Source organism: Butyricicoccus faecihominis, assembly GCF_024462775.1.
Classification (GTDB): Bacteria; Bacillota; Clostridia; order Oscillospirales; family Butyricicoccaceae; genus Agathobaculum; species Agathobaculum faecihominis_A.
This window is the reverse complement of sequence record NZ_JANGCE010000007.1, coordinates 85,880-107,381: the sequence shown is the minus strand read 5'-3', so window position 1 is coordinate 107,381 and position 21,502 is coordinate 85,880. Positions and strand designations below refer to the sequence as shown.

General features: G+C 58.1%; 17 protein-coding genes. 15 read left to right on the top strand and 2 right to left on the bottom strand.

The window, feature by feature from the left end:
• Positions 1-109: 109 nt before the first annotated feature.
• On the bottom strand, positions 110-1,282 hold the full coding sequence (locus tag NE562_RS06085) for a DEAD/DEAH box helicase (protein WP_280961516.1): 1,173 nt from the start codon (positions 1,280-1,282) through the stop codon (positions 110-112).
• Between the two features lie 198 nt (positions 1,283-1,480).
• On the opposite strand from NE562_RS06085, the gene NE562_RS06080 reads away from it, so the two are divergent.
• The 11 genes from NE562_RS06080 (at position 1,481) to NE562_RS06030 (ending at position 14,812) form a co-directional block, all read left to right on the top strand.
• Positions 1,481-1,786 (top strand): cell division protein ZapA, encoded by a 306-nt coding sequence (locus NE562_RS06080; protein ID WP_280961515.1) that lies wholly within the window; start codon positions 1,481-1,483, stop codon positions 1,784-1,786.
• Positions 1,783-3,819, top strand: a complete 2,037-nt coding sequence (locus tag NE562_RS06075) for a U32 family peptidase (RefSeq protein ID WP_280961514.1) — start codon at positions 1,783-1,785, stop codon at positions 3,817-3,819. The genes NE562_RS06080 and NE562_RS06075 overlap by 4 nt, the downstream gene beginning before the upstream one ends.
• A 155-nt stretch (positions 3,820-3,974) precedes the next feature.
• A complete protein-coding gene (locus NE562_RS06070; protein WP_280961513.1) occupies positions 3,975-4,541 on the top strand; it encodes a Maf family protein in 567 nt (188 codons plus the stop codon).
• Between the two features lie 59 nt (positions 4,542-4,600).
• On the top strand, positions 4,601-5,440 hold the full coding sequence (mreC, locus tag NE562_RS06065; protein ID WP_280961512.1) for a rod shape-determining protein MreC: 840 nt from the start codon (positions 4,601-4,603) through the stop codon (positions 5,438-5,440).
• A 6-nt stretch (positions 5,441-5,446) separates the two neighbouring features.
• Positions 5,447-5,956 carry a rod shape-determining protein MreD gene (mreD, locus tag NE562_RS06060; RefSeq protein ID WP_280961511.1) on the top strand — a complete coding sequence of 170 codons (510 nt, stop codon included), beginning with the start codon at positions 5,447-5,449 and terminating at the stop codon, positions 5,954-5,956.
• 33 nt (positions 5,957-5,989) lie between these two features.
• On the top strand, positions 5,990-8,053 hold the full coding sequence (locus NE562_RS06055; protein ID WP_280961510.1) for a penicillin-binding transpeptidase domain-containing protein: 2,064 nt from the start codon (positions 5,990-5,992) through the stop codon (positions 8,051-8,053).
• A 115-nt stretch (positions 8,054-8,168) separates the two neighbouring features.
• Positions 8,169-8,912 carry a P-loop NTPase gene (locus NE562_RS06050; protein ID WP_280961509.1) on the top strand — a complete coding sequence of 248 codons (744 nt, stop codon included), beginning with the start codon at positions 8,169-8,171 and terminating at the stop codon, positions 8,910-8,912.
• 56 nt (positions 8,913-8,968) lie between these two features.
• On the top strand, positions 8,969-9,376 hold the full coding sequence (locus NE562_RS06045; RefSeq protein WP_280961508.1) for a methylglyoxal synthase: 408 nt from the start codon (positions 8,969-8,971) through the stop codon (positions 9,374-9,376).
• Between the two features lie 129 nt (positions 9,377-9,505).
• Positions 9,506-10,867, top strand: a complete 1,362-nt coding sequence (gene hisS, locus NE562_RS06040; RefSeq protein ID WP_280961507.1) for a histidine--tRNA ligase — start codon at positions 9,506-9,508, stop codon at positions 10,865-10,867.
• Between the two features lie 110 nt (positions 10,868-10,977).
• Positions 10,978-12,789 carry an aspartate--tRNA ligase gene (gene aspS, locus NE562_RS06035; protein ID WP_280961520.1) on the top strand — a complete coding sequence of 604 codons (1,812 nt, stop codon included), beginning with the start codon at positions 10,978-10,980 and terminating at the stop codon, positions 12,787-12,789.
• Positions 12,790-12,871: 82 nt separating this feature from the next.
• Positions 12,872-14,812 (top strand): LTA synthase family protein, encoded by a 1,941-nt coding sequence (locus NE562_RS06030; protein WP_280961506.1) that lies wholly within the window; start codon positions 12,872-12,874, stop codon positions 14,810-14,812.
• Positions 14,813-14,867: 55 nt separating this feature from the next.
• On the opposite strand, the gene NE562_RS06025 is transcribed toward NE562_RS06030, so the two are convergent.
• Complete coding sequence (locus NE562_RS06025) at positions 14,868-15,737, bottom strand: helix-turn-helix transcriptional regulator (RefSeq protein WP_280961505.1); 870 nt, start codon at positions 15,735-15,737, stop codon at positions 14,868-14,870.
• Positions 15,738-15,912: 175 nt separating this feature from the next.
• Between NE562_RS06025 and NE562_RS06020 the strand changes: the two genes are divergently transcribed.
• From NE562_RS06020 to NE562_RS06005, 4 genes are all read left to right on the top strand, one after another.
• A complete protein-coding gene (locus NE562_RS06020; RefSeq protein ID WP_280961504.1) occupies positions 15,913-16,833 on the top strand; it encodes a sugar phosphate isomerase/epimerase family protein in 921 nt (306 codons plus the stop codon).
• 410 nt (positions 16,834-17,243) lie between these two features.
• Positions 17,244-18,890, top strand: a complete 1,647-nt coding sequence (locus tag NE562_RS06015; RefSeq protein ID WP_280961503.1) for a solute:sodium symporter family transporter — start codon at positions 17,244-17,246, stop codon at positions 18,888-18,890.
• Positions 18,891-19,098: 208 nt separating this feature from the next.
• The gene (locus tag NE562_RS06010; RefSeq protein WP_280961502.1) at positions 19,099-19,869 is read left to right on the top strand and encodes an ABC transporter ATP-binding protein; all 771 of its coding nucleotides are present in this window, start codon (positions 19,099-19,101) and stop codon (positions 19,867-19,869) included.
• Between the two features lie 9 nt (positions 19,870-19,878).
• On the top strand, positions 19,879-21,501 hold the full coding sequence (locus tag NE562_RS06005) for an ABC transporter permease subunit (RefSeq protein WP_280961501.1): 1,623 nt from the start codon (positions 19,879-19,881) through the stop codon (positions 21,499-21,501).
• Position 21,502: the final 1 nt, after the last annotated feature.

The window sequence follows — 21,502 nt, the reverse complement described above, 5'->3', positions numbered from 1 at the left end:
CTCAGAATGACAAAATTGGTAGCATTCTTCGCTTTGCAACAGTTTTCTATTCATTGTAAGAACTTATTTTACAGCCCCTTTTTTGCAACAGCTTATTCCTAATTAAAAGCTAGTTTTCCATCTCAAGCAGGGTGCCGTCCTCGTATTTCAGGCGGGCGACCTCGTTGCCGGTGCTGCGCTCGATATCGTCCATACGGATGCTCTCCGCGATGGAGGTGATGAGCGTGTAGGAAACGCCGTGCCGCTTGGCGCGGCCGGTGCGGCCGATGCGGTGCACGTAATATTCGTTTTCCTCGGGTACGTCGTAGTTGAACACCACGTCGACATCGTCGATATCCAATCCGCGCGCGGCCACGTCGGTGGCGACCAGCACGCGCAGCTTGCCGTCGCGGAAACGGCCCAGCGTTTTTTCGCGGTCGCGCTGGCGGATGTCGCCATGGATGCAGTCCGCCTCAATGCCCTGCAGCTTTAACAGCGCGGTCAGCCGGTCGGACATGGTCTTGGTGTTGCAGAAGATCAGGGCGCGTTCATATTCGCCCGCTTCCAAAAGCCTTGCGGTCAGTTCGGTTTTGACGTTCCAGCCAAGGTCGATGCGGTACTGCTGGATGTCCGGCTTGTTTTCATCCACGGCAGGAACGGTGATCTCCGCCGGGTCGCGCTGGTATACCCACGAGATATCCATCACCTCGCGCGAGATGGTGGCGGAGAACATGCCTAGATTGCGGCGCTGGGGCATGGCGTCCAAAATACGGGTCACATCCTGCACAAAGCCCATGTCCAGCATGCGGTCGGCCTCGTCCAGTACGACGGTTTGCACCTTGTCCAGCCGGGCGGCGCCGCGCTTCATCATATCCATCAGCCGCCCCGGGGTGGCCACGATGATCTGCGGGTGCTGATGCAGGGCCGTGATCTGGCCGGCGATCGGCGCGCCGCCGTAGAGACAAACGGTGCGCACGCCTTTTTTAAATTCATGCAGGCCGCGCAGCTCGGCCACGATCTGCAAAGCGAGTTCCCGGGTGGGGGCGAGCACGAGCGCCTGCGTTTCTTTCAGTTCAGGGTCGATGTGCTCGACCATGGGAATGCCAAAGGCAAAGGTCTTGCCCGTGCCGGTGGGCGCTTTGGCGATGACGTCCTTCCAGTCCATAAAAAACGGGATCGCGCCGCCCTGCACGGGGGTGGCGACTTGATAGCCCTTTTTATCCAGCGCGCGCATGATGGCCGGGGAAAGCCCCAGCTCGGCGTAGCTTACGGTTTCGGTAACTTCTTGTCCGTTGATTTCCATTTTGTTCGATCCTATCCTAATATTCGATTTACGGTTTAATCCAACAGTCAGTGTATCATACTCAGCCGTTTTTCGCAACTTTTCTTGTTGGCTGCTGTAAGAAGGTGGTTTTTTTTGTTTCCAAAGAGAAAAGATTGTGCTATACTATATTTTATCGAAATATGCCTTTATGACCTGATGCGAAAGGAAGAGATAAAAATGGCAAACCGTGTCACCATCCAGATCGCAGGGCAGCACTATACCATGCTGGCCGAGGAGTCCGAGGAGTATATGAACGAGGTGGCCGAACTCGCCCGGCAGACGATCACGGAATGCGGCGGTTCGGAGAGCTTTGCGACGACGCGCGCCTTCGCGCTCGCGACGATCAACCTCGCGGATGAATATATCAAAGCCAAAAAGGCCGCCGAGGCAGCCGAAGCCAAGCTTCGCGTGGCCGAAAGCGAGCTTAGCGCGCTGCGCAGCCAGCTGGATCGTCTGCGCGGCCAGAACCAGCGCCGCAAATGAGCTTTCCGGAACTGCTTTCTCCCGCTGGCGCGCCGGAAAGCGTGCGCGCCGCCGTGCAGGCGGGCGCGGGCGCGGTGTATATGGGTTACGGCTCGTTTAACGCGCGCCGCAGCGCCAAGGGATTTTCACAGGATGAAATGGCGGAAGCAATCGCCTATTGCCGCGCGCGCGGCGTAAAAACCAATATCACACTCAACATACTGACCACCGACCGCGAGCTGTCCGGCGCGCTGAACGACGCAAAATTCCTGTACGAGGCGGGCGCGGACGCGCTGATCGTGCAGGATTTGGGTCTGGCGAGCCTGCTTCGGCGGCACGCGCCGGATCTGGACCTGCATGCCTCCACGCAAATGACCGTACACACGCTGGACGGCGCGCGGGAAGCAAAGGAACTCGGTTTTTCCCGGGTTGTCCTCTCGCGCGAATGCTCGCTTGACGAAGTGAGCCTGATTACAGAAAACGCCGGTGTGGAGACCGAGGTATTCGTGCACGGCGCTTTGTGCATGTGCTATTCGGGTCAGTGTTATCTGTCCGCCGTGATCGGCCGACGTTCGGGCAACCGGGGCCTGTGCGCCCAGCCTTGCCGCCTGCCGATGAGCGGCGGCTATCCGCTGTCGCTGAAGGATTTGTCGCTGGCCGACCATGTTTGTGAACTGAAAAAGCTGGGCGTTTGCTCCCTCAAGATCGAAGGGCGTATGAAACGGCCGGAATATACCTATATTGTCACCGCGATCTACGCCGCGCTGCTGCGTGAAAACCGCGCGCCGACCGAAGCCGAGCGCGACACGCTGCGCCGTGTCTTTTCGAGGGACGGCTTTACCGACGGCTACCTGACCGGCGAAAAAGGCGACGCGATGTTCGGCACCAAAACCGAGGTGCCGCTGCATGAGGTGCAAAGCCTGTATGACGAAGCAGCGAGCCGCTTTGCGCAGGGCAGGGAAGCGCCGCTTGTTCCGGTCGCGCTGCGTTTTTCGGCGGCGGAAAGCGGAATTTCGCTTTCTGTGGAGGATGGAACGCACGGCGCCGCCGCTGTCGATTTGGACGAGGTGCCGCGGGCGATCAACCGCCCCGCGACCGTGGAGACCGTGGAAAAGGCGCTGCGCAAAACCGGCGGCACGCCTTTTTATGCTGAAAAATTGGAAATTGATCTGCCCGAAGGGCTGATGCTGTCCGCCGCGCGCCTGAACGCCCTGCGGCGTGAAGCGCTTGAAAAGCTGATGGCGCGCCGTTTGGCGCCGCCGGAACGGCGCTGGCAGGACGCGGCCGCTCCGTTATCCATGGACAAGCAACAGCCGTTCGCGGGCTTTACCGCTTCCGTTAGGACGGGGGAGCAGGCGCGGGCGCTTGCAGAGCTGGGACTTACGGCGATCTACGCGCCGCTCGCGGTCGCGGCCGAGACCGGCCTGCCCGCTATCCTGCCGCGCGTCTTTTCCGATCGCGAGCAGCCCGAGATCGAACGCCTGCTGGGCAGCGCGATGGAAAAGGGCACGGATACCGTGATGATCGGCAATCTCGGCCAGCTCGCGCTCGCGCGGCGGCTGGGCCTTACCGTTTGCGGCGATTTTGGGCTGAACGCCTTTAACAGCGAAACGCTCGCGGTGCTGGCGGCGCGCGGGGTTTCGCGCCAAACGCTTTCGTTTGAGCTGCGGCAGGCGCAGCTGCGCGATCTATGCGGTCCGCTTGAGACCGAAATGATCGTTTACGGCTTTTTGCCGCTGATGGTTTTTGAAAACTGCGCGATACGCCGCCGCCACGGCGGCAAATGCGCGTGTAAAAACGGCGTGACCGAGTTGACCGACCGCAAGGGCCAGAAATTCGCCCTGCTGCCGGAGTTTGGCTGCCGGAATACGCTGCTCAACAGCCGCGCCCTCTGCTGGGACGAGCCGCCCGCCCGCGCGGGCGTCACCTATGGGCGGCTGCTGTTTACTGTGGAATCGCCGGAGACTTGCGCGCGCATCGCGCGGTCGTTTGTCGCGGGCGAAGCGCCCGCGGGTGAATTTACGCGCGGCCTTTACCACAGGGGAGTAGAGTGACGGACAAATTAGTTAGGAATTAGGAATTGCGGTCCCGCGCGCCGCGCGGTAATTTCAATATCGGCCTATGGTCGACCTCCTTCAATTCCTACCTATCCAATTACTAACTACTAATTCCTCATTACTAATTATCACAGGGATAGCAAGGGGTATGTATGGAACTCATATTAGCATCGGCTTCGCCACGGCGGCGCGAGCTGCTCGGGCTGATCACCGAAAACTTTACCGTGGCCCCGATGGACACGGATGAAACGCTTTTGCCCGGCGCGCCGTTGGGGCAGGAGGTCGTGCGCCTGTCGCGCGGAAAAGCGGAAAAGGCGCATGAAGCGTACCCAAATGCGTATTGCATTGGCTCGGATACGCTCGTAACGATCGACGGGATCGCGCTCGGCAAGCCGGAGGGACCCGGCCGCGCCCGCGAAATGCTGCGCATGCTGCGCGGCCGCACGCACGAGGTGCTGACCGGCCTTGCCGTGCAGCCGCCCATTGGGGAAACGAGAACGCTTTTGACGCGCACGCTCGTTACCTTTCGCGCCTTTGATGAGGATGAGCTGGAAAAGTATCTGGCCACCGGCGAGCCGCTCGATAAAGCGGGCGCTTACGGGATTCAGGGCCACGGCGCGCTGCTGATCGAAGGCATCGCCGGCGATTACTACAGCGTGATGGGCCTGCCTGTCGCAGGCCTGAACCGCATCCTCCGCGATCTCGGCGTTGCCGTGTAGCAAGGGCCGCGTAAGGCGCGGCTTTTGATCGAACTTAACTCGAAGGGAGCAATCAATTCTTGCGTAGGAAGAACATAACCTCGCGCTTTGTTGTCGTGATCGCCGCGATCATAGCGATCTGCGTGCTTTCCGCGTTATATAGCGGCGTGACGGGCAATCCGTCGCCTGTGACAAAGCTGGCCGGCATGGTCGTAACGCCGATCCAAAGGCTGGGCACCGGCATTACCGGGCTATTTGGCAAGGGGCACGAATATTTTTTTGAAGTGGACGACCTGAAGGCTGAAAACGAAAGCCTGAAAAAACAGGTGCGCGAAATGGAACAGAAGGTGCGCGACGCACAGATCGCGCTGGATGAAAACGACCGCCTGCGGCAGGAACTGGGCCGCGCCGAGCGCAGCCGCGACCTGACGCAGCAGACCGCCGAGGTAATAGGCCGCAACCCGGGCGACTGGGCCATGACGCTGACGCTCGACAAGGGTACCTCCCACGGGGTCGAGGTGAACGATCTTGTCACGACAGAGGACGGCATGGTCGGCTATGTCAGTCAGGTCGCGTCCAACTATTGTACCGTTACGACCGTGGTGGATGTGGAAATGCAGTGCGGCGCGCTGGTTACGCGCACGCGCGAAGCCGCCATTGCCGAAGGCAACTACGACATGATGAGCGAGGGCAACCTGCGCCTTTCCTATTTGAAGGAGGATGCGGACATTGTCATCGGCGACACGGTGGAAACCTCGGGCCGCGGCGGCGTGTTCCCCAAGGGCGTGATGATCGGCACGGTCGAAAGCGTGCTGACCGAGGAAAACGGTATTTCCTATTACGCGGTCATCAAGCCGTTTGTCAATGTGGATACGGTGACAAGCGTGTCCATCATCACCGACTACACGATCACGGAGTAAAAAAGCATGCAGAGAGAACAGGTATCCATTCCTAAAAATTTATTATATATTCTGTTGGCGGTCGTGTATTTTGCGCTGCAAAGCAGCTGGGGCCGCTACTTCTCGGTGCGCGGCTTTCATATCGACCTGCTGCCGTGCTTCGTCGCGGCGGCCGCCCTGTTGGACGGTCCGGTCGAAGGCGTTATCATGGGCGTTGCGGTGGGCGTTTTGTACGATTTGGGCTTTGTCGGCATCGACGGGGTCTATCCCATCTTCTTTTTACTGTTCGGCTTTATCGCGGGCTCGCTCAGCAGGCTCACGCTCAGCCGCAACTATGTATCGATGATGATGCTTTCCGCCGGTGAAATGATTCTGATAGGGCTTTTGCGCTATTTTTGCTACCTGCTGCCCATGCACGGGGCTTCGTTCGGGCTGGTGATGCAGCAGGTGTTCGGCGGCGCGGTGCTCACGGCGGCGCTCAGCTTTCTGGTATACGCGCCGGTGAAGAAAATAAGCAAAAAATTCGAGTCCAGATAAGTTTTCGGAGCTGATTTGTGAGGTCTTTTTTCAATGGTGAATAAAAATCAACTGCTGCGCCGCTTGATCGCGCTTGCCTGCGTGCTTCTGGTGTGCGCCTCGCTCGCCGGATGGAAGCTGACGCAGTTGCAGCTAGTCCACGGCGAGGAAAACGTGAAAAAGGCAGCGGTGCACCTGACGACGATCACGACGGTCTCCGCCGCGCGCGGCGAAATACTGGATCGCTACGGCCGTCCTCTCGTGACCAACCGCACGGCCTTTTCCATGGTGCTGACCTATTCTAACTGGCAGACCGAGGGCCAATTCGACCGCCTGCTGGAGCTGACGCGCATGGTCGAAGCGGACGGCGGCGAAGTCAAGGACGTGATGCCGATCTCAAAAACCGCGCCCTATACCTTTACGGCGGAAAACGCGGATGAGGCAATGACAAAGCTGCGTAAGTATATGGCGGAAAGCGAAAACAAGATCCATGTCGGCAATACCGCGACCGCGCCCGAGTTTATCGAAGCCATGCGGGTGTATTTGAAATTGCCGGATACTTATTCCCAGCAGGATGTGCGTACGGTGGTCGGCCTTTATTACAGCATGCGCACGGTCGGCTTTGATATGCGGCAAAACTTTACGTTGGCGACCGATGTCACGGTCGACCTGATCGCAAAGGTAAAGGAAAACCACAAAAAGTACGCGGGCGTTGATTTTCAGACCGAGTCCGTGCGGCAATATGATACCGAATACGCCGCGCACCTGCTTGGCACCGTTCACCCGATGTGGACCGAGGACTGGTATGGCACGGATGGCAATTCAGGCTATCAAAATGTCCCGGGCTACAACTTGAACGATTCGGTAGGCGATTCCGGCATTGAAAAGGCGATGGAATCCTACCTGCACGGCACCTCCGGTTCCGCCACGGTGGAGACCACGCTCGGCGGCGATAATCTCAGTGGACAAACGAATTCCTACGCGCCCGAGCCGGGCAACAACGTGGTGCTCACCATCGATCTGGAGCTGCAAAAAGCGGCGGAGCAGTCGCTGGCGGAGAATGTGTCCGGCTACGGCCACGGCGGCGCGGCCGTCGTGCTCGACATGCACTCGGGCGAGGTGCTGGCCATGGCCTCGTATCCGACCTATAACCTCGCGACCTTTAACAAAGAGTTTGAGGAGTTGGAAAAGGATAGCCGAAAGCCCTTTACCAACCGCGCCACCAGCGGTCTGTACGCGCCGGGTTCCACCTTTAAGGTGCTTTCCGCCATCGCGGCGCTGGAGACCGGCGTGATCGATGAAAACACATCGTTTACCTGTACGGGCGTTTTTGAATACGGCGGACAGAAATTTGAGTGTAATAACCATGAGCATCCGGCTACCTATGATGTGGTCAACGCGATCAAATATTCGTGCAACACATTCTTCTACAACGTAGGCCAGCAGCTGACGGGCGCGGCGCTTGAAAAATGGTGCAAAAGTTTTGGTCTGGGTCAGGTGACCGGTATTGAGGTGGGCGAGGCGGCAGGTCAGGCCGCCGGCCCGGAAACCCGCGAAAAAATGCTGGATAACGACCCGACGCTGCGCGAGTGGCAGGGCGGCGACGACGTGCAGGCGGCCATCGGCCAGTCGGACAACTGGTTCACGCCCTTGCAGCTATGCAATTATATTGCGGCGGTCGTCAACGGCGGCACGGTCTATAAGCCGACGCTGGTCAAAAACGTGAAGAGCTACGATTACGGCGAGGTCGTCAAGACCGATGAGCCGGAGGTCCTCGGCAATGTCACCTTTTCAGACAAGACGCGCGATACCGTTATGACCGGCATGGCCGAGGTTACCGCCGAGGGCGGCACCGCCGCCACCGTGTTCGCCGATTATCCGATCAAGATCGGAGGCAAGACCGGTACGGCGGAAACCAACGACCCGGAAAAGTCCAACGGTGTGTTTGTGGCCTTTGGTCCGTTTGAGGATGCGCAGATCGCGGTGTGCGTGGTGGGCGAGGCCGCGCAGCACGGCGCGTCGGTCGCCCCGGTCGTGCGCGATATTTTCGACGCCTACTTCAAGACCGAGCCGGATTTAGTGGAAACGGTGGAGAAGGAGAACGCGCTTTTAAACTAAGCGCCCCATGCCGCGCCGCTTCGACGCAACAGGCGTAAATATTTGCTGAAACGCTTGTAAATTGTGGTTTTCTCGTGTATAATGATACACATAGATTTTTAGCTTCGGAGGCGTTATGTTGAAAGTCATATTGGTTGCATCCGGCAAGGGAGGCACGGGCAAGACCTCCTTTACCGCGGGCGCGGGCGCGGCGCTGTCGCTGCTCGGCCGCCGTGTGCTCCTGATCGACGGAGACTGTGGCCTGCGAAATCTCGACATCGCGCTCGGCATGTCCGACCGCGTGGTTTATTCCTTTGCCGATGTGGCGGGCGGCGCGGTGCCGCTTGCGGATGCGATCGCGCATCACCCCACATATGAAAGACTGAGCCTGCTGACGGCGCCGGTCGCGCTGCCCGCACTCAGCGAGCGCGGCATGGAGCAACTTGCCGTGCAAGCGGAGGAAGCAGGCTTTGAGTACCTGTTGATCGACGGCCCGGCCGGTCTTCCGGCTGAGCTTTCCTTTTCCGCTCACATTGCAACGCAGGCCATTATCGTCACCACGCCGGACAGCGCCTGTATCCGCGGCGCGGAGCGTTGCGCGCGTAAGCTGGAAGAGGAATATTGCATTGCCCGTATACGTATGATTCTCAATCGTGTTCGCCCGCAGCTGATCCGCAGCGGCAAGGCGGACAATATCGACGACGCCATGGATGGCGCCGGGCTGCCGCTGCTCGGCATCGTGCCTGAGGACGAGGATATCATCGCGTGCTCAAACCGCGGCAACAGCATCCTTTCCATCAAGCATACCGGCGCGGCGCGCGCCTTTTCCAACATCGCGCGGCGGCTCGAAGGCGAGCGCGTACCGCTAATGAAAATCTAAAGATCGGCTCCGTATCGCCGACGCTTCAGACAAGTCTGAAAGGGGATGGATCGCATATGAACGTAGCGCTGATCGCACATGACCGCAAAAAGGAACTGATGGTTCAGTTCTGTATGGCTTACTGCGGTATTCTGGCAAAGCACAATATATGCGCTACCGGCACGACCGGTAAATTCGTAGAAGAGGCAACCGGCCTTAAAATCGAAAAATGTCTTGCGGGCATGCAGGGCGGCGAGGAACAAATCTCCGCTCGTGTGGCCTACAACGAAATCGACCTTGTTCTGTTTTTCCGCGACCCCATGACCAACGCCCAGTACGAGCCCGATGTGCACGCGATCGCGCGCCTGTGCGATATGCATAACATCCCGATCGCGACCAATTCCGCCACCGCGGAAATGCTGATCCTTGGCCTTGACCGCGGCGACCTCGATTGGCGTAATATCGTCAATCCCAAAAATCGCTAACAACGTAAACTGTCCTTCCGGGTTTCTTGCGGCGGTCTCTGCCCCTGTCCCGGAACGGCACATTACGAAATTTATTCAGCGCCCTCCGAATGGGGGGCGTTTTGATGCAAAACAGGAGAACGACAGATTATGGATAAAGTAAAACCAAGAACCCTATCCGGCTTTATGGAGCTGCTGCCCGCGCCGCAGATGCAAATGGAGCGCATCATGCAGGTGCTGCGCGAAACCTACGCGCTTTACGGCTTTTATCCGCTCGATACACCGCTGATCGAATCCTCCGAGGTGCTGCTTGCCAAGGGCGGCGGCGAAACGGAGAAGCAGATCTACCGTTTCCAGAAGGGGGACAGCGATCTTTCCCTCCGCTTTGATCTGACCGTGCCGCTGGCCAAATACGTGGCCCAGCATTACGGCGAGCTGACGTTCCCGTTCCGCCGCTACCAGATCGGCAAGGTCTATCGCGGCGAGCGCGCGCAGCGCGGCCGTTTCCGCGAGTTTTATCAGGCCGATATCGACGTGATCGGCGACGGCAAGCTCGATATCGTGAACGAAGCCGAGGTGCCGAGCATTATCTACCGGACGTTTTCCACGCTCGGCTTAAAGCGCTTCAAGATCCGCATCAACAACCGCAAGGTGCTCAACGGCTTTTTCGCCATTTTGGGACTGACCGAAAAAGCGGGCGACGTGATGCGCACGGTCGATAAGCTGGAGAAGATCGGCGCGGCAAAGGTAAAAGAGATTCTGACCGAGGACTTCGGCGTATCCGCAGAAACAGCGGACGAGCTTTTGGCCTTTATCGCGACGCCCGGCGGCACCGAGGGCATTCTTGCCGCGCTGGAAGCTTATCGGGGCAGGAACGAAGTGTTTGACGCCGGCGCGGACGAGCTTAAGACCGTCGCGACCTATATGGCGGCCTTCGGCGTGCCCGCCGACCATTTTGAGATCGACCTGACCATCGCGCGCGGGCTGGATTATTACACCGGCACCGTGTACGAGACCACCATGCTCGACCATCCGGAGATCGGCTCGATCTGTTCGGGCGGCCGGTACGATAATCTGGCGGAATACTATACCGATAAGCAGCTTCCGGGCGTCGGCATTTCGATCGGCCTGACCCGGCTGTTCTATGTGCTTGGCGAGCAGGGCTATTTGAACGGCGAAAGCCTGACCGCCCCGGCCGATGTGCTCATCCTGCCCATGACGGACGACCTCGCGCCCGCGATCGCGCTGGCGACGGGGCTGCGGCAGGCGGGCGTTCGCGCGCAGCTTTACGGCGAGCAGAAAAAATTCAAGGCCAAGATCGGCTACGCGGACAAGCTGAGTATCCCGTATGTTATTTTCCTCGGCGAGGATGAGATCGCGGGTCAGGTGTACGCCGTCAAGGATATGGCGTCCGGCGAGCAGGTCTCCGTCGGCTTTGACGAAGCCGTTCAGCGCATCCAAAACGGTCTTGCCGCGAAGAACGCGGGTACGGTGATCGTCGACAAGGGATAAGCGGATGAAATCGCACGTTATTTTGCTGATAGTGGGCCAAGGAATCTACGTGGTACGCGCTTTGCACGGCAATGATGAAGAAAATTCTCAAAACAAGGAATGATATCAATATGGAAACCTCTATTTCGGGTATGAAGCGCACGCATATGTGCGGCGACCTGCGCCTTTCGGACGCGGGGCGGACCGTCACGGTCAACGGCTGGGTCGACCGTGTGCGCGATAACGGCGGCGTGCTGTTTTTGCTCGTGCGCGACCGCGCGGGCGTCATTCAGTGCACGTTCGATAAATCGGTGAACGCCGGTTTGTTCGATATCGCCTTTACCTGCCGCACCGAGTTCGTTGTGGCGGTCAGCGGCAAGCTCACCGCGCGCGATGAAGCCGCGGTCAATAAGAAAATGCCGACCGGCGAGGTCGAGCTGATCGCCGAGGAACTCCGCATCCTCTCCAAGGCGCAGACCACGCCGTTTGAGATAGACGACTCCAAGGAGGTCGGCGATCAGGTGCGCCTGAAATACCGCTACCTTGATCTGCGCCGTCCGTCCATGCAGAAAAACCTGATGCTGCGCCATCGCGTCACGCAGGTCGCGCGCAATTACTTTGATGAAAACGGCTTTCTGGAAATAGAAACCCCCATGCTGACCAAGTCCACGCCCGAAGGCGCGCGCGACTATCTGGTGCCCAGCCGCGTTCATCCGGGCAAGTTCTACGCGCTGCCGCAGTCGCCCCAGCAGTATAAGCAGCTGCTGATGCTCTCCGGCGTCGACCGTTACATGCAGATCACCCGCTGCTTCCGCGACGAGGACCTGCGCGCCGACCGCCAGCCCGAATTCACCCAGATCGATCTGGAAATGAGCTTTGTCGAGCAGGACGATGTGATCGCGGTAAACGAAGGCTTTATCAGCCGCGTGTTCCAAGAGGTGCTGGGGGTAGACATCCCGCTGCCGCTGCCGCGCTTGACATGGCGCGAAGCGATGGACCGCTTCGGCTCCGACAAGCCGGATACCCGCTTTGGCTTTGAAATAAAGGATATTTCGGATATTGCCGCGAAATGCGAATTCGGCGTGTTTAAGGGCGCGATTGAAGCGGGCGGCACCGTGCGCCTGATCAATATAAACGGCTATGCCGATAAGTTCCCGCGCAAGGAGATCGACAAGCTGGCCGATTTTGTTAAGACCTACCGCGCCAAGGGCCTCGCGTGGATGAAGCTTGCGGCGGATGGGGCCATGACCTCCTCCTTTGCCAAGTTCCTGACCGAGGAGGAGATCGCGCAGATCAAGGAACGCGCCGATATGCACGAAAACGACGTGCTGTTCGTCGTCGCGGACGCTTCGGAAGAGACCGCGCTGGTTTCGCTGGGCGCGCTGCGCTGCGAGCTGGCGAAACGCCTTGGCCTTGCCAAAAAGGACGATTACAAGCTGCTTTGGGTAACCGAGTTCCCGCAGTTTGAGTATTCCGAGGAAGAGGATCGCCTTGTTGCCAAGCACCATCCCTTTACCGCGCCCATGGATGAGGATATCGCCCTGCTGGATACCGATCCGGCTAAGGTGCGCGCCAAGGCGTACGATATCGTGCTCAACGGCTGCGAGTTGGGCGGCGGTTCGATCCGTATCCACGATTCCGAGCTGCAAACCAAAATGTTCCGCGCGCTCGGCTTTACCGAGGAGAAGGCGAAGGAGCAGTTCGGCCACCTGATTACAGCGTTTTCCTATGGCGCGCCCCCGCACGGCGGTCTGGCCTACGGTCTGGACCGGCTGTGCATGCTGCTCTCCGGGCTGGATTCCATCCGCGATGTGATCGCGTTCCCCAAGGTGCAGAACGCTTCCGACCTAATGATGAGCTGCCCCGACGTGGTGGACGACAAGCAGCTGGACGAGCTGTCGATCGCCGTGACCCGCATGGAGCAAGAAGACGCGGCTGAGTAAACCGCGAAGCTTGATAAAATAGGCTGCTGCAAAACAAAGCTTTGCAGCAGCCTTTGTTTTCCCAAGGGAGGGAACCGTACCGATGAAAGAGGAAACCGCGCGCCAAAAGAAGGTGCGCATCGCGGTGGCGGCCGGGTTGACGCTGCTGCTCGCCCTTTTGGTGCTGCCGCTGCTGTGGCGCGGCTCGCTTGCCGCTTGGCGGTTGACGGCGGGCCTTACCGGCGTTTTGGTCTTTCTGCCGCTCTTCGCCAGACCTTACCGTGACGGCGCGAAGCGCGCGTTGCTCGCCCTGCACGATGCGGCGTTGCTGATCGCTGCTTCCGCTTTGAGCCTGCTGACGACAGAGTATGTGGTCAAGGGCCTGACGGTCAACATGCAAAAATCGTTATGGCAGGGCCTGCTCTGTTATTTGGCCCTCTATGCCGCGCTTTATTTGGTTTGCGGGCGGGCGCGTCTGGCAGTTTGCATTGGTCAGGCGGTATTTCTGGTACACGCGCTGGTCGATCATTATGTCACCCTGTTTCGCGGCACGCCGGTGCTGCTGGGGGATATCCTTGCCATCGGCACGGCGGCAGATGTGGCGGAGGGGTATTCCGTGCCGGTCGAAAAATCGGTGCTGCTCGCGGCGTTGGCCGCGCTCCTGTTTTGCACGGCGGTATGGCGCATGCGCCGCGTTTGGCGCGCGCCCGCCAGAAGGCGGCTGCCGGTCGTGCTCGCGCTCGCGGTACTGGTGTGCGGCGGCCTGCGGGTGACGGGCACCGGCATCGGCTTTTGGCAGTCCAGCCGGTCGTACAGCGAAATATTCTACTTTTTGCGCTGCGCGAATGAATCCGTTGTGCGTAAGCCCGCGGGATACGGCGACGAAAACATGGCGCGGATCATGGAAAGCCATCCCGGCGAGACCGGCGAAAAAAAGCCGAACTTGATCGTGGTGATGAATGAATCCTTTGCCGATCTTGAGGATGTCGGCCCGTTTACGACCAATGAGGATTATATGCCTTACGTGCGCTCGCTCGCGGGCAAGGAAAACACGGTCACCGGCAAGCTGCTGGTGTCTACCTTTGGCGGCGGCACGGCCAATACCGAATTCGAGTTTTTGACCGGCGCCACCATGGGCTTTTTGCCCTTCGGCTGTTCGCCGTACCAAATGTATATCCGCGCGGCCATGCCCACCTTGGTCTCCAGCCTGAAAGGGCAGGAGTACGAGGCGGTATCGCTACACCCCTATCTGGCTTCGTCGTGGAGCCGCGACCGGGTGTATGAGCGCTTCGGCTTTGACCGCCAGCTTTATGAGGAGGACTTTGCCGAGGACGCGGCGCGCGTGCGCTACCGCGTGAGCGACAGCGAGGATTACCGCAAAATCTATGAGCTGTATGAAAAAAAGCCCGAAGGGCAGCCGCTGTTCGTTTTCAACGTGACGATGCAGAACCACGGCGGCTATGCTCCGGCGGATTACCCCAACTTTGACCCTAAAATATACCTGACCGGCGAATACGAGGGGCAATATCCCGATGTGGACAATTACCTGTCCCTCGTGCGGTATAGCGACGACGCGGTGCGCGAGCTGATCGCGTATTTTGAAGCCGCGGACGAGCCGACCGCTATCATTTTCTTTGGCGATCACCAGCCCAAGGTGGACGCGGCGTTTTATACCAGTCTGCTCGGCGGGGCGGGGCAGGCGGTCACGAGCGAGACCGAGCAAAAAAAGATGGTAACGCCCTTTTTTATCTGGGCCAACTACGATATCGCGGAGGCGCAGGATGTGACAATCAGCGCCAATTATCTATCCGCCTATGCGCTCGACCTACTTGGGCTAGGCGCCTCCGGCTACGACGCGTTACGCCTTGCCGCCCGGGAGGCGGTGCCCGCGATCAACAGCTTTGGCTATTACGACACGGCCGGCGCGTTCCACGAGGTACAACAAGCGGCGTCGGAAGAAAGTCTTGCGGATTACCGCATCGCCCAGTACCGCCAGCTGTTCGATACCAAAAACAGGCAGGATGCATTTTACCAGCTGCCGTAACGATTGTATGACAAAAGGAGAGACCATAGGTTCTCTCCTTTTGTCATGTGAGTGCTTAGATGGGGTACTGCCGGAAAGCAGAGGGCGTTACGCCGACCTTCTTTTTGAAGGCGCGTATAAAGTTTTCCTCGCTGTTAAAGCCGGTCTCAAAGGCGATCTGTCCCACGGTGCGCCCGCCCGCGAGCAGCAGCTCCTTGGCGCGGTCGATGCGGCGCAGGCTGATGTATTCGTAAGGAGAGTACCCCGTGCGCTTGCGGAACTGCTTGGTGAAATACGAGGCGCTCAGGCCGATGTGCGCGGCGACATCCTCCACGGACAGCGCGCCGTTATAGTGTCCGTCCATGTACCGGAGCGCGCGGTCGATCAGCGCGTCAAAATCATCGACCGGACCCGAGGCGGCGGCAAGTAGCTCGCACAAAAGGGCGTACACGGTCTCGGAAAGCGTATGCTCGGGCCCGCGGCCCGGCATTTCCCCGTAGGTGATCAGCCGCTCAAATAAAAGGCGCACCTGCGCCGGATCGCCGGAGGGAAACACGTGCCCGCCGCGAAGCGACAGGATCTCGCCGTACAGGCTATCGCTCTGTCCGCCGTTAAACAGCAGCCAGAAAAATTCCAGTTCGTCGGTCCGCGCGCGATATTCATGCGGCTTTTTGCAATCGAACAGCACAAGGTCGCCGGGGGAAGCGGAAAAACGCTCGCCCTCCAGCTCGATATCCATATGGCCGCCCACCACGAGAAACAGCATATAGTTGACGCGGTGGCCGGCTTCCATCGCAATCTCACAGTTGCAGCTGAACTGATAATTCCGGTCGCAGAAATAGTGCCCCATCCGGGTGGGATAGAAGAACAGACGCTCGGCATAGGAAGAAGGGGTGAAAAAATAGCGCACAGATCGCCGGGAAACACCGGCCTCGTTAATTTCCATAACTTTCACGCTCCTTTTTTATATAATATCACGTTTCACCTTTGGTTTACAACAGAAAAAATCGAAAATGTCAATGAGAAGAGCGGTTTTCAGCTTGGTTTGTCAAAAACGCGGTGCTACAATAGAGGCAATGAAACGGAAACCACAAACCACATAAGCAAAGGAGACGAAAAGTATGAAAATCGCATTTGACGTAGACGTATTGGCCAAGCAGATGTCGATCAACGATATGGTGCATCAGGTGGCCGACTGGGGCTACAAGTACATCGAACAGTCCCCCCATCCGCGCATCAATCCCTTTTACAAGCACCCGCTCTTCTCCGAGGAGTGCGAGCAGGAATACCGTCAGGCGCTGAAGGAGACCGGCGTTGAGATCTCGTCCTTCATCGTTGTTTACCGCTGGTCCGGACCGACCGAGGAGCAGCGTCAGTTCGCGGTGGAAAACTGGAAGAAGATCATCCAGATCGCCGTTAACATGGGCGTTCCGGTCATCAACACCGAGCTTTCCGGCGACCCCAATCAGGCCGAGATCTGCAACGGCATGTGGTTCAAATCGATGGAGGAGCTGCTGCCCCTGATTGAGAAGGAAGGCATCCGCGTTGAGATCCAGTCCCATCCGTATGACTTCTGCGAGCTGAACAACGAGACCGTTGATATGGTCAAATCCTTCCGCTCCAAGAATCTGGGCTATGTATACTCCTCGCCCCACGGCTTTTTCTACGATCAGGGCAAGGGTGACGTTCGCTCGATGCTGCGGTACTGCGGCGACGAGCTGACCCACGTTCTCTTTGCCGATACCTTTAACCAGACGCTGGATTGCCGCTACATCGCCAATCCGCCCTGGCTCAACGGCCGCGGCAAGGCTGACGTTACCATCCACCAGCATCTTGCCATGGGCGAGGGCGACGTGGACTTCCCCGGTATCTTCGAGACGCTGCGCGACATGGATTTTGCAAACAAGCAGATCGGCGCGAACGCCCCCAAGGTCGGCGGCGATAATATTGCCTGTGTTTCCATGTTCGGTTTCCCGGAGAAAATGGCAAAGCAGGCGCCCGAAGCACGCGAGCGCATCGAAAAGGAGCTTCTCGGCAAGTAAGGGTCGTATCTGAAAACTTTTTCCAAGAGTATGTGAATATTGCATAAAACAGAGGGCCTTTCATCAGCTTTGTTGATGAGGGGTCCTTCTGTTTTGCATAAAAAAGTGATATGGAATATGTGCAATCCAACAAAACAATAGATTGACATAAAGTTTCGTTTGAAATACGGCGCGAGAGATGGTAAAATTGGTAAAGAACTGGGGGAGAGCCCTTTGGGGCGCCCCGTAATCGCGTTCTCAGATCGCCGGTTTTTTTGAGAGGGGAGCCGGGCGGTCTTCTGTTTTGTTTTTTGCGTGCGCGTGCCCGCAAAAAACTTTAAGGGGAGTACGAAGCTGTTCCTTCTCCTTTGAGGGGGGAGAAGGGTGAGACGGCTTGGTATATAAATAAGAAGGAAAAAAGGGGAAAGACAATGAGTTTTCTAAATTCCATGGCGTTCACCGCGATTACTTTCTTGGCGTTTACAGCACTCGTAGCGCTTATCTCGTGGTGGAAGACCCGGGGCGACAACCTCGACACACAGGATGGCTACTATCTGGCGGGACGCGGACTGACCGGCCCGATCATCGCCGGTTCGCTGCTGATGACCAACCTGTCCGCCGAGCAGCTCGTCGGTACCAATGGACAAGCGGTGCGCGTCGGCATGGGCCCGATCGCGTGGGAAGTAACGGCGGCCATGGCGCTGATCGTTATGGCGTTCTTCCTGATGCCCAAGTACTTAAAGACCGGCCTTACCACGGTGCCGGAATTCTTCGAGCAGCGCTACGACGCGGGCACGCGCCGTCTGGTCTCGCTGATCGTGCTGCTTTCTTACATCGTCATCATGCTGCCGAACATCCTGTACGCTGGCGCGCAGGTGTTCTCCAACATCTTTGATCTGCCCGGCCTGACCGGCTGGAGCGAGTTCGCCTGCATCGCCGTCGTGTGTGTCGCGACCGCGTTTGTCGGTTCGATCTACGCGATTTTCGGCGGTCTAAAGGCCATCGCGCTGTCCGACTCGATCAACGGCCTCGGCCTGATCGTCGGCGGTCTGCTGGTGCCGATCTTCGGCCTGATCGCGCTGGGCCAGATGCACGGCGGCAACTTCATGCAGGGCGTGGACGTGTTCCTGCACTCCGAACCTGAAATGATGAACGCCATCAACCCGGCGAACGCGCCTGAGCCGTACATGCCCTGGCCGCTGCTTCTGACCGGTATGTTCATTAACAACATGTATTTCTGGGGCACCAACCAGTCGATCATCCAGCGTACCTTTGGCGCTAAGAACCTGAAGGAAGCGCAGAAGGGCGCCGTACTGGCCGGTTTCCTCAAGATTCTGACCCCTCTGATCGTCGTTATTCCGGGCATCATCGCTTTCATGCTGTACGGCTCCGCCGCGCAGGCCAACAGCGGCGACGCCGGCTACCCGATGCTGGTCGCTAACGTTATGCCCAAGCCGATTCTCGGCTTCTTCGCCGCCGTAATGTTCGGCGCGATCCTGTCCTCGTTCAACTCGGTGCTCAACTCCGCGTCCACGATCTACGCGCTTGATATCCACCGTCCGTCCTTCAACCCGACGGCTTCCGACGCCTATATGGTGAAGGTCGGCCAGCGCTTTGGCACGGTCGTGGCCATCGTATCGACGATCATGGCGCCGTTCATGCTCTACATGGGCGGTATCACCACCTTCGTAAACTCCATGTTCGCGGCGTTCAACACGCCTATTCTGGTCTGTCTGGTGTGCGGCTTCTTCTGGAAGAAAGTGCCCACCATCGCGCCCAAGATCATCATCCCGGTGCATGTGGTGCTGTACTTTACCCTTCAGTTCGGTCTGCGCAACGTGATTCCGTTCCTGAAGGATATCCACTATCTGTACTTTACCGCCGTGCTGTTTGTGGTCGACATGTTCATCATGTGGGTCATCGTCAAGAAGCGTCCGCGCGAGACCGATTTCGTCCTGAACGACGTCAAGGCGGTCGAGCTGACGCCGTGGAAGCATGGCAAGCTCTTTGCCACGATCACGCTGGCCGTTATGGTTCTGGCGTACATCCTGTTCTCCCCGCTGGTATTTGCCAAATAAAATACGGTTTTACTGTGAAGCTCCCCCGCGGATATTGCGAAAGCAATACCCGCGGGGGAGCTTTTTGTTTTCCGAAAGGTGGCCGCTTTACCAAAGCTTTACGCAAAGTTTAAGCGGGCGCGGTGGAAAGGGAGCCCCGCTCATTGGTATGATAGCAACGTACTTTGGAACAAAGAAGAAATGCTTGCTCGTGAAAGGAGCTTTTTACATGTTGGAACTGAGATCGGTCAAAAAGGCCTACGACGGCGTGCCCGTTCTGCGGGATATCTCCATCCGCGTGGACGACGGCGAGATCGTTTCCATTCTGGGGCCGTCGGGCTGCGGAAAGACCACGCTCTTGAATCTGATCCTTGGCATCGCGGCGGCGGACAGCGGCGAGATCCTGTGCGACGGCGAGGACCTGACCCATACGCCGATGGAAAAGCGGGGATTCAATATTGTGTTTCAGGATTACGCGCTGTTTCCCAATCTGAACGTTTATAAAAACATCACCTATGGATTGAAGAACAAGCCGGGCGTGTCCACGGAGCAAGAGGTAGACGAGCTGATCGATCTGCTGGGCCTGCGCGAGCATCTGGAAAAAGGGATCGACCAGCTTTCCGGCGGACAAAAGCAGCGCGTGGCGCTGGCGCGCACCATGGTGATGAAGCCGCGCATCCTGCTGCTGGACGAGCCGCTTTCCGCGCTGGACGGCGTGATCAAGGAATCCATCAAGGATCGCATCAAGACGATCGCCCGCGAATACAAGCTAACCACCATCATCGTCACGCACGATCCCGAGGAAGCGCTGACACTGTCCGACCGGGTGCTGATCATCGACGAAGGCACGATTTCCCAATACGCCCGCCCGGCGGAGATCATTCACAAGCCGGAAAACGACTTTGTCAAAAAGTTTATTTTGAATCAGCTAGAGATTAAGCGCAACAATATTTACGCGCTCTTCGGCGACCGCGCGCCGATGCCAGCCGAGGCGGTGTAACGGGGCCGTATGAATCGTAAAAACTGGGAACTAAAACTGATTTTCGCGGGTATCACGGCTTTGTTTGCCGCCTTCCTTATCATTCCCACCATACGCCTCTTTTTTAAGTCCTTTTTGGGGGAAGGGGGCGTTACCGCTTCGTATTTCCTGTCGGTCTTTTCGCAGCGCGGCTTTGGGCAAACGCTTGCAAACAGCTTTGCCGTGTCCGCCGCCTCGGCCGTGGCCGCGGTGGGGCTGGCCTTTGTCATGGCCTACGCGGTGCACTATACGGGGCTGCCCGCGTGGTGCAAACGCATCCTGCGCGCCATGGCGACGCTGCCGATGTTTCTGCCCACCATTACTTACGGCTTTGCCATCATCTATTCCTTCGGCAAGCAAGGGCTGATCACGCGGCTGCTGGGCAGGCAGCTGTTCAATATCTACGGCTTTTGGGGGCTGATGATCGGCTACGTCATCTACACCATCCCCGTGGCCTTTATGCTGATCAGCAACACGATGTGCTACGTGGACAAGAAAACGCTGATCGTTTCCAAGACCATGGGCGACCCGCATCTTTCCACCTTCTGGATCGCGGTGTTGCGTCCGCTGCTCGGCACGCTGGCCGGGGCGTTTATTCAGGCGTTTTTCCTCTGCTTTACGGATTTCGGCATTCCCGCTTCGGTCGGCGGCCGGTATGATGTGATCGCGACCGTGCTGTATAACCAAATGCTCGGCGGTATCCCGGATTTCAACCGGGGCGCGGTGGTTGCCGTGATCATGCTGCTGCCATCCGTGGCGAGCATTTTCCTGATGCGCTTTCTGGAACGGTACAACATCCGCTACAACCGCATTTCAGATGCCGACCTGCGCAAAAACCGCGTGCGCGACGTGGGCTGGGGGCTGGGCGGCACGGCGGTCTCCGTTTGCATGCTGGCGGTATTCGCGGTCATCTTCGTGGTGCCGCTCGTGCAGGATTGGCCGTACCGCACCGCCTTTTCCTTTGACCACATACGCGGGGTGCTCGCGGACGGCGATCTGCTCGCGGTCTATCAGCACTCGATCGTGATGGCGCTTTTGACCGCGCTGTTCGGCACGCTGCTCGCTTACGGCGCGGCGTTGATCACGGCGCGCAGCGCGCTGCCCGCTTGGTGCAAGCGCGTGGTGGAAAGTATCGCCATGGTGACCAACACCATTCCCGGCATGGTACTCGGTCTGGCGTTTCTCTTTGCCTTTTCGGGCACGCCGCTGCAAAATACGCTGACGCTGATGGTGGTCTGCAACATCGTCCACTATTTTTCCACGCCTTATCTGATGATGAAAAACTCCCTATCCAAAATGAACGCGGGGTGGGAAACCACCGCGATGCTCATGGGGGATAGCTGGCTGAAAACGATCCTGCGCGTGGTCACGCCAAACGCGGTGTCCAGCCTGCTCAGCGTATTCAGCTATTACTTTATCAACGCCATGGTCACAATCAGCGCGCTGGTCTTTATCGCGGGCGCGCGCACCATGGTGCTGACTACCAAGATCAAGCAGCTGCAGTATGTCAACAAATTTAACGAAGTCTTTGTACTGTCCCTGCTGATCCTGCTGACCAACTTTGTTGCAAAAGCCGTATTTTCCCGGCTTGCAAATGATAAAAAGAAGAAATGAA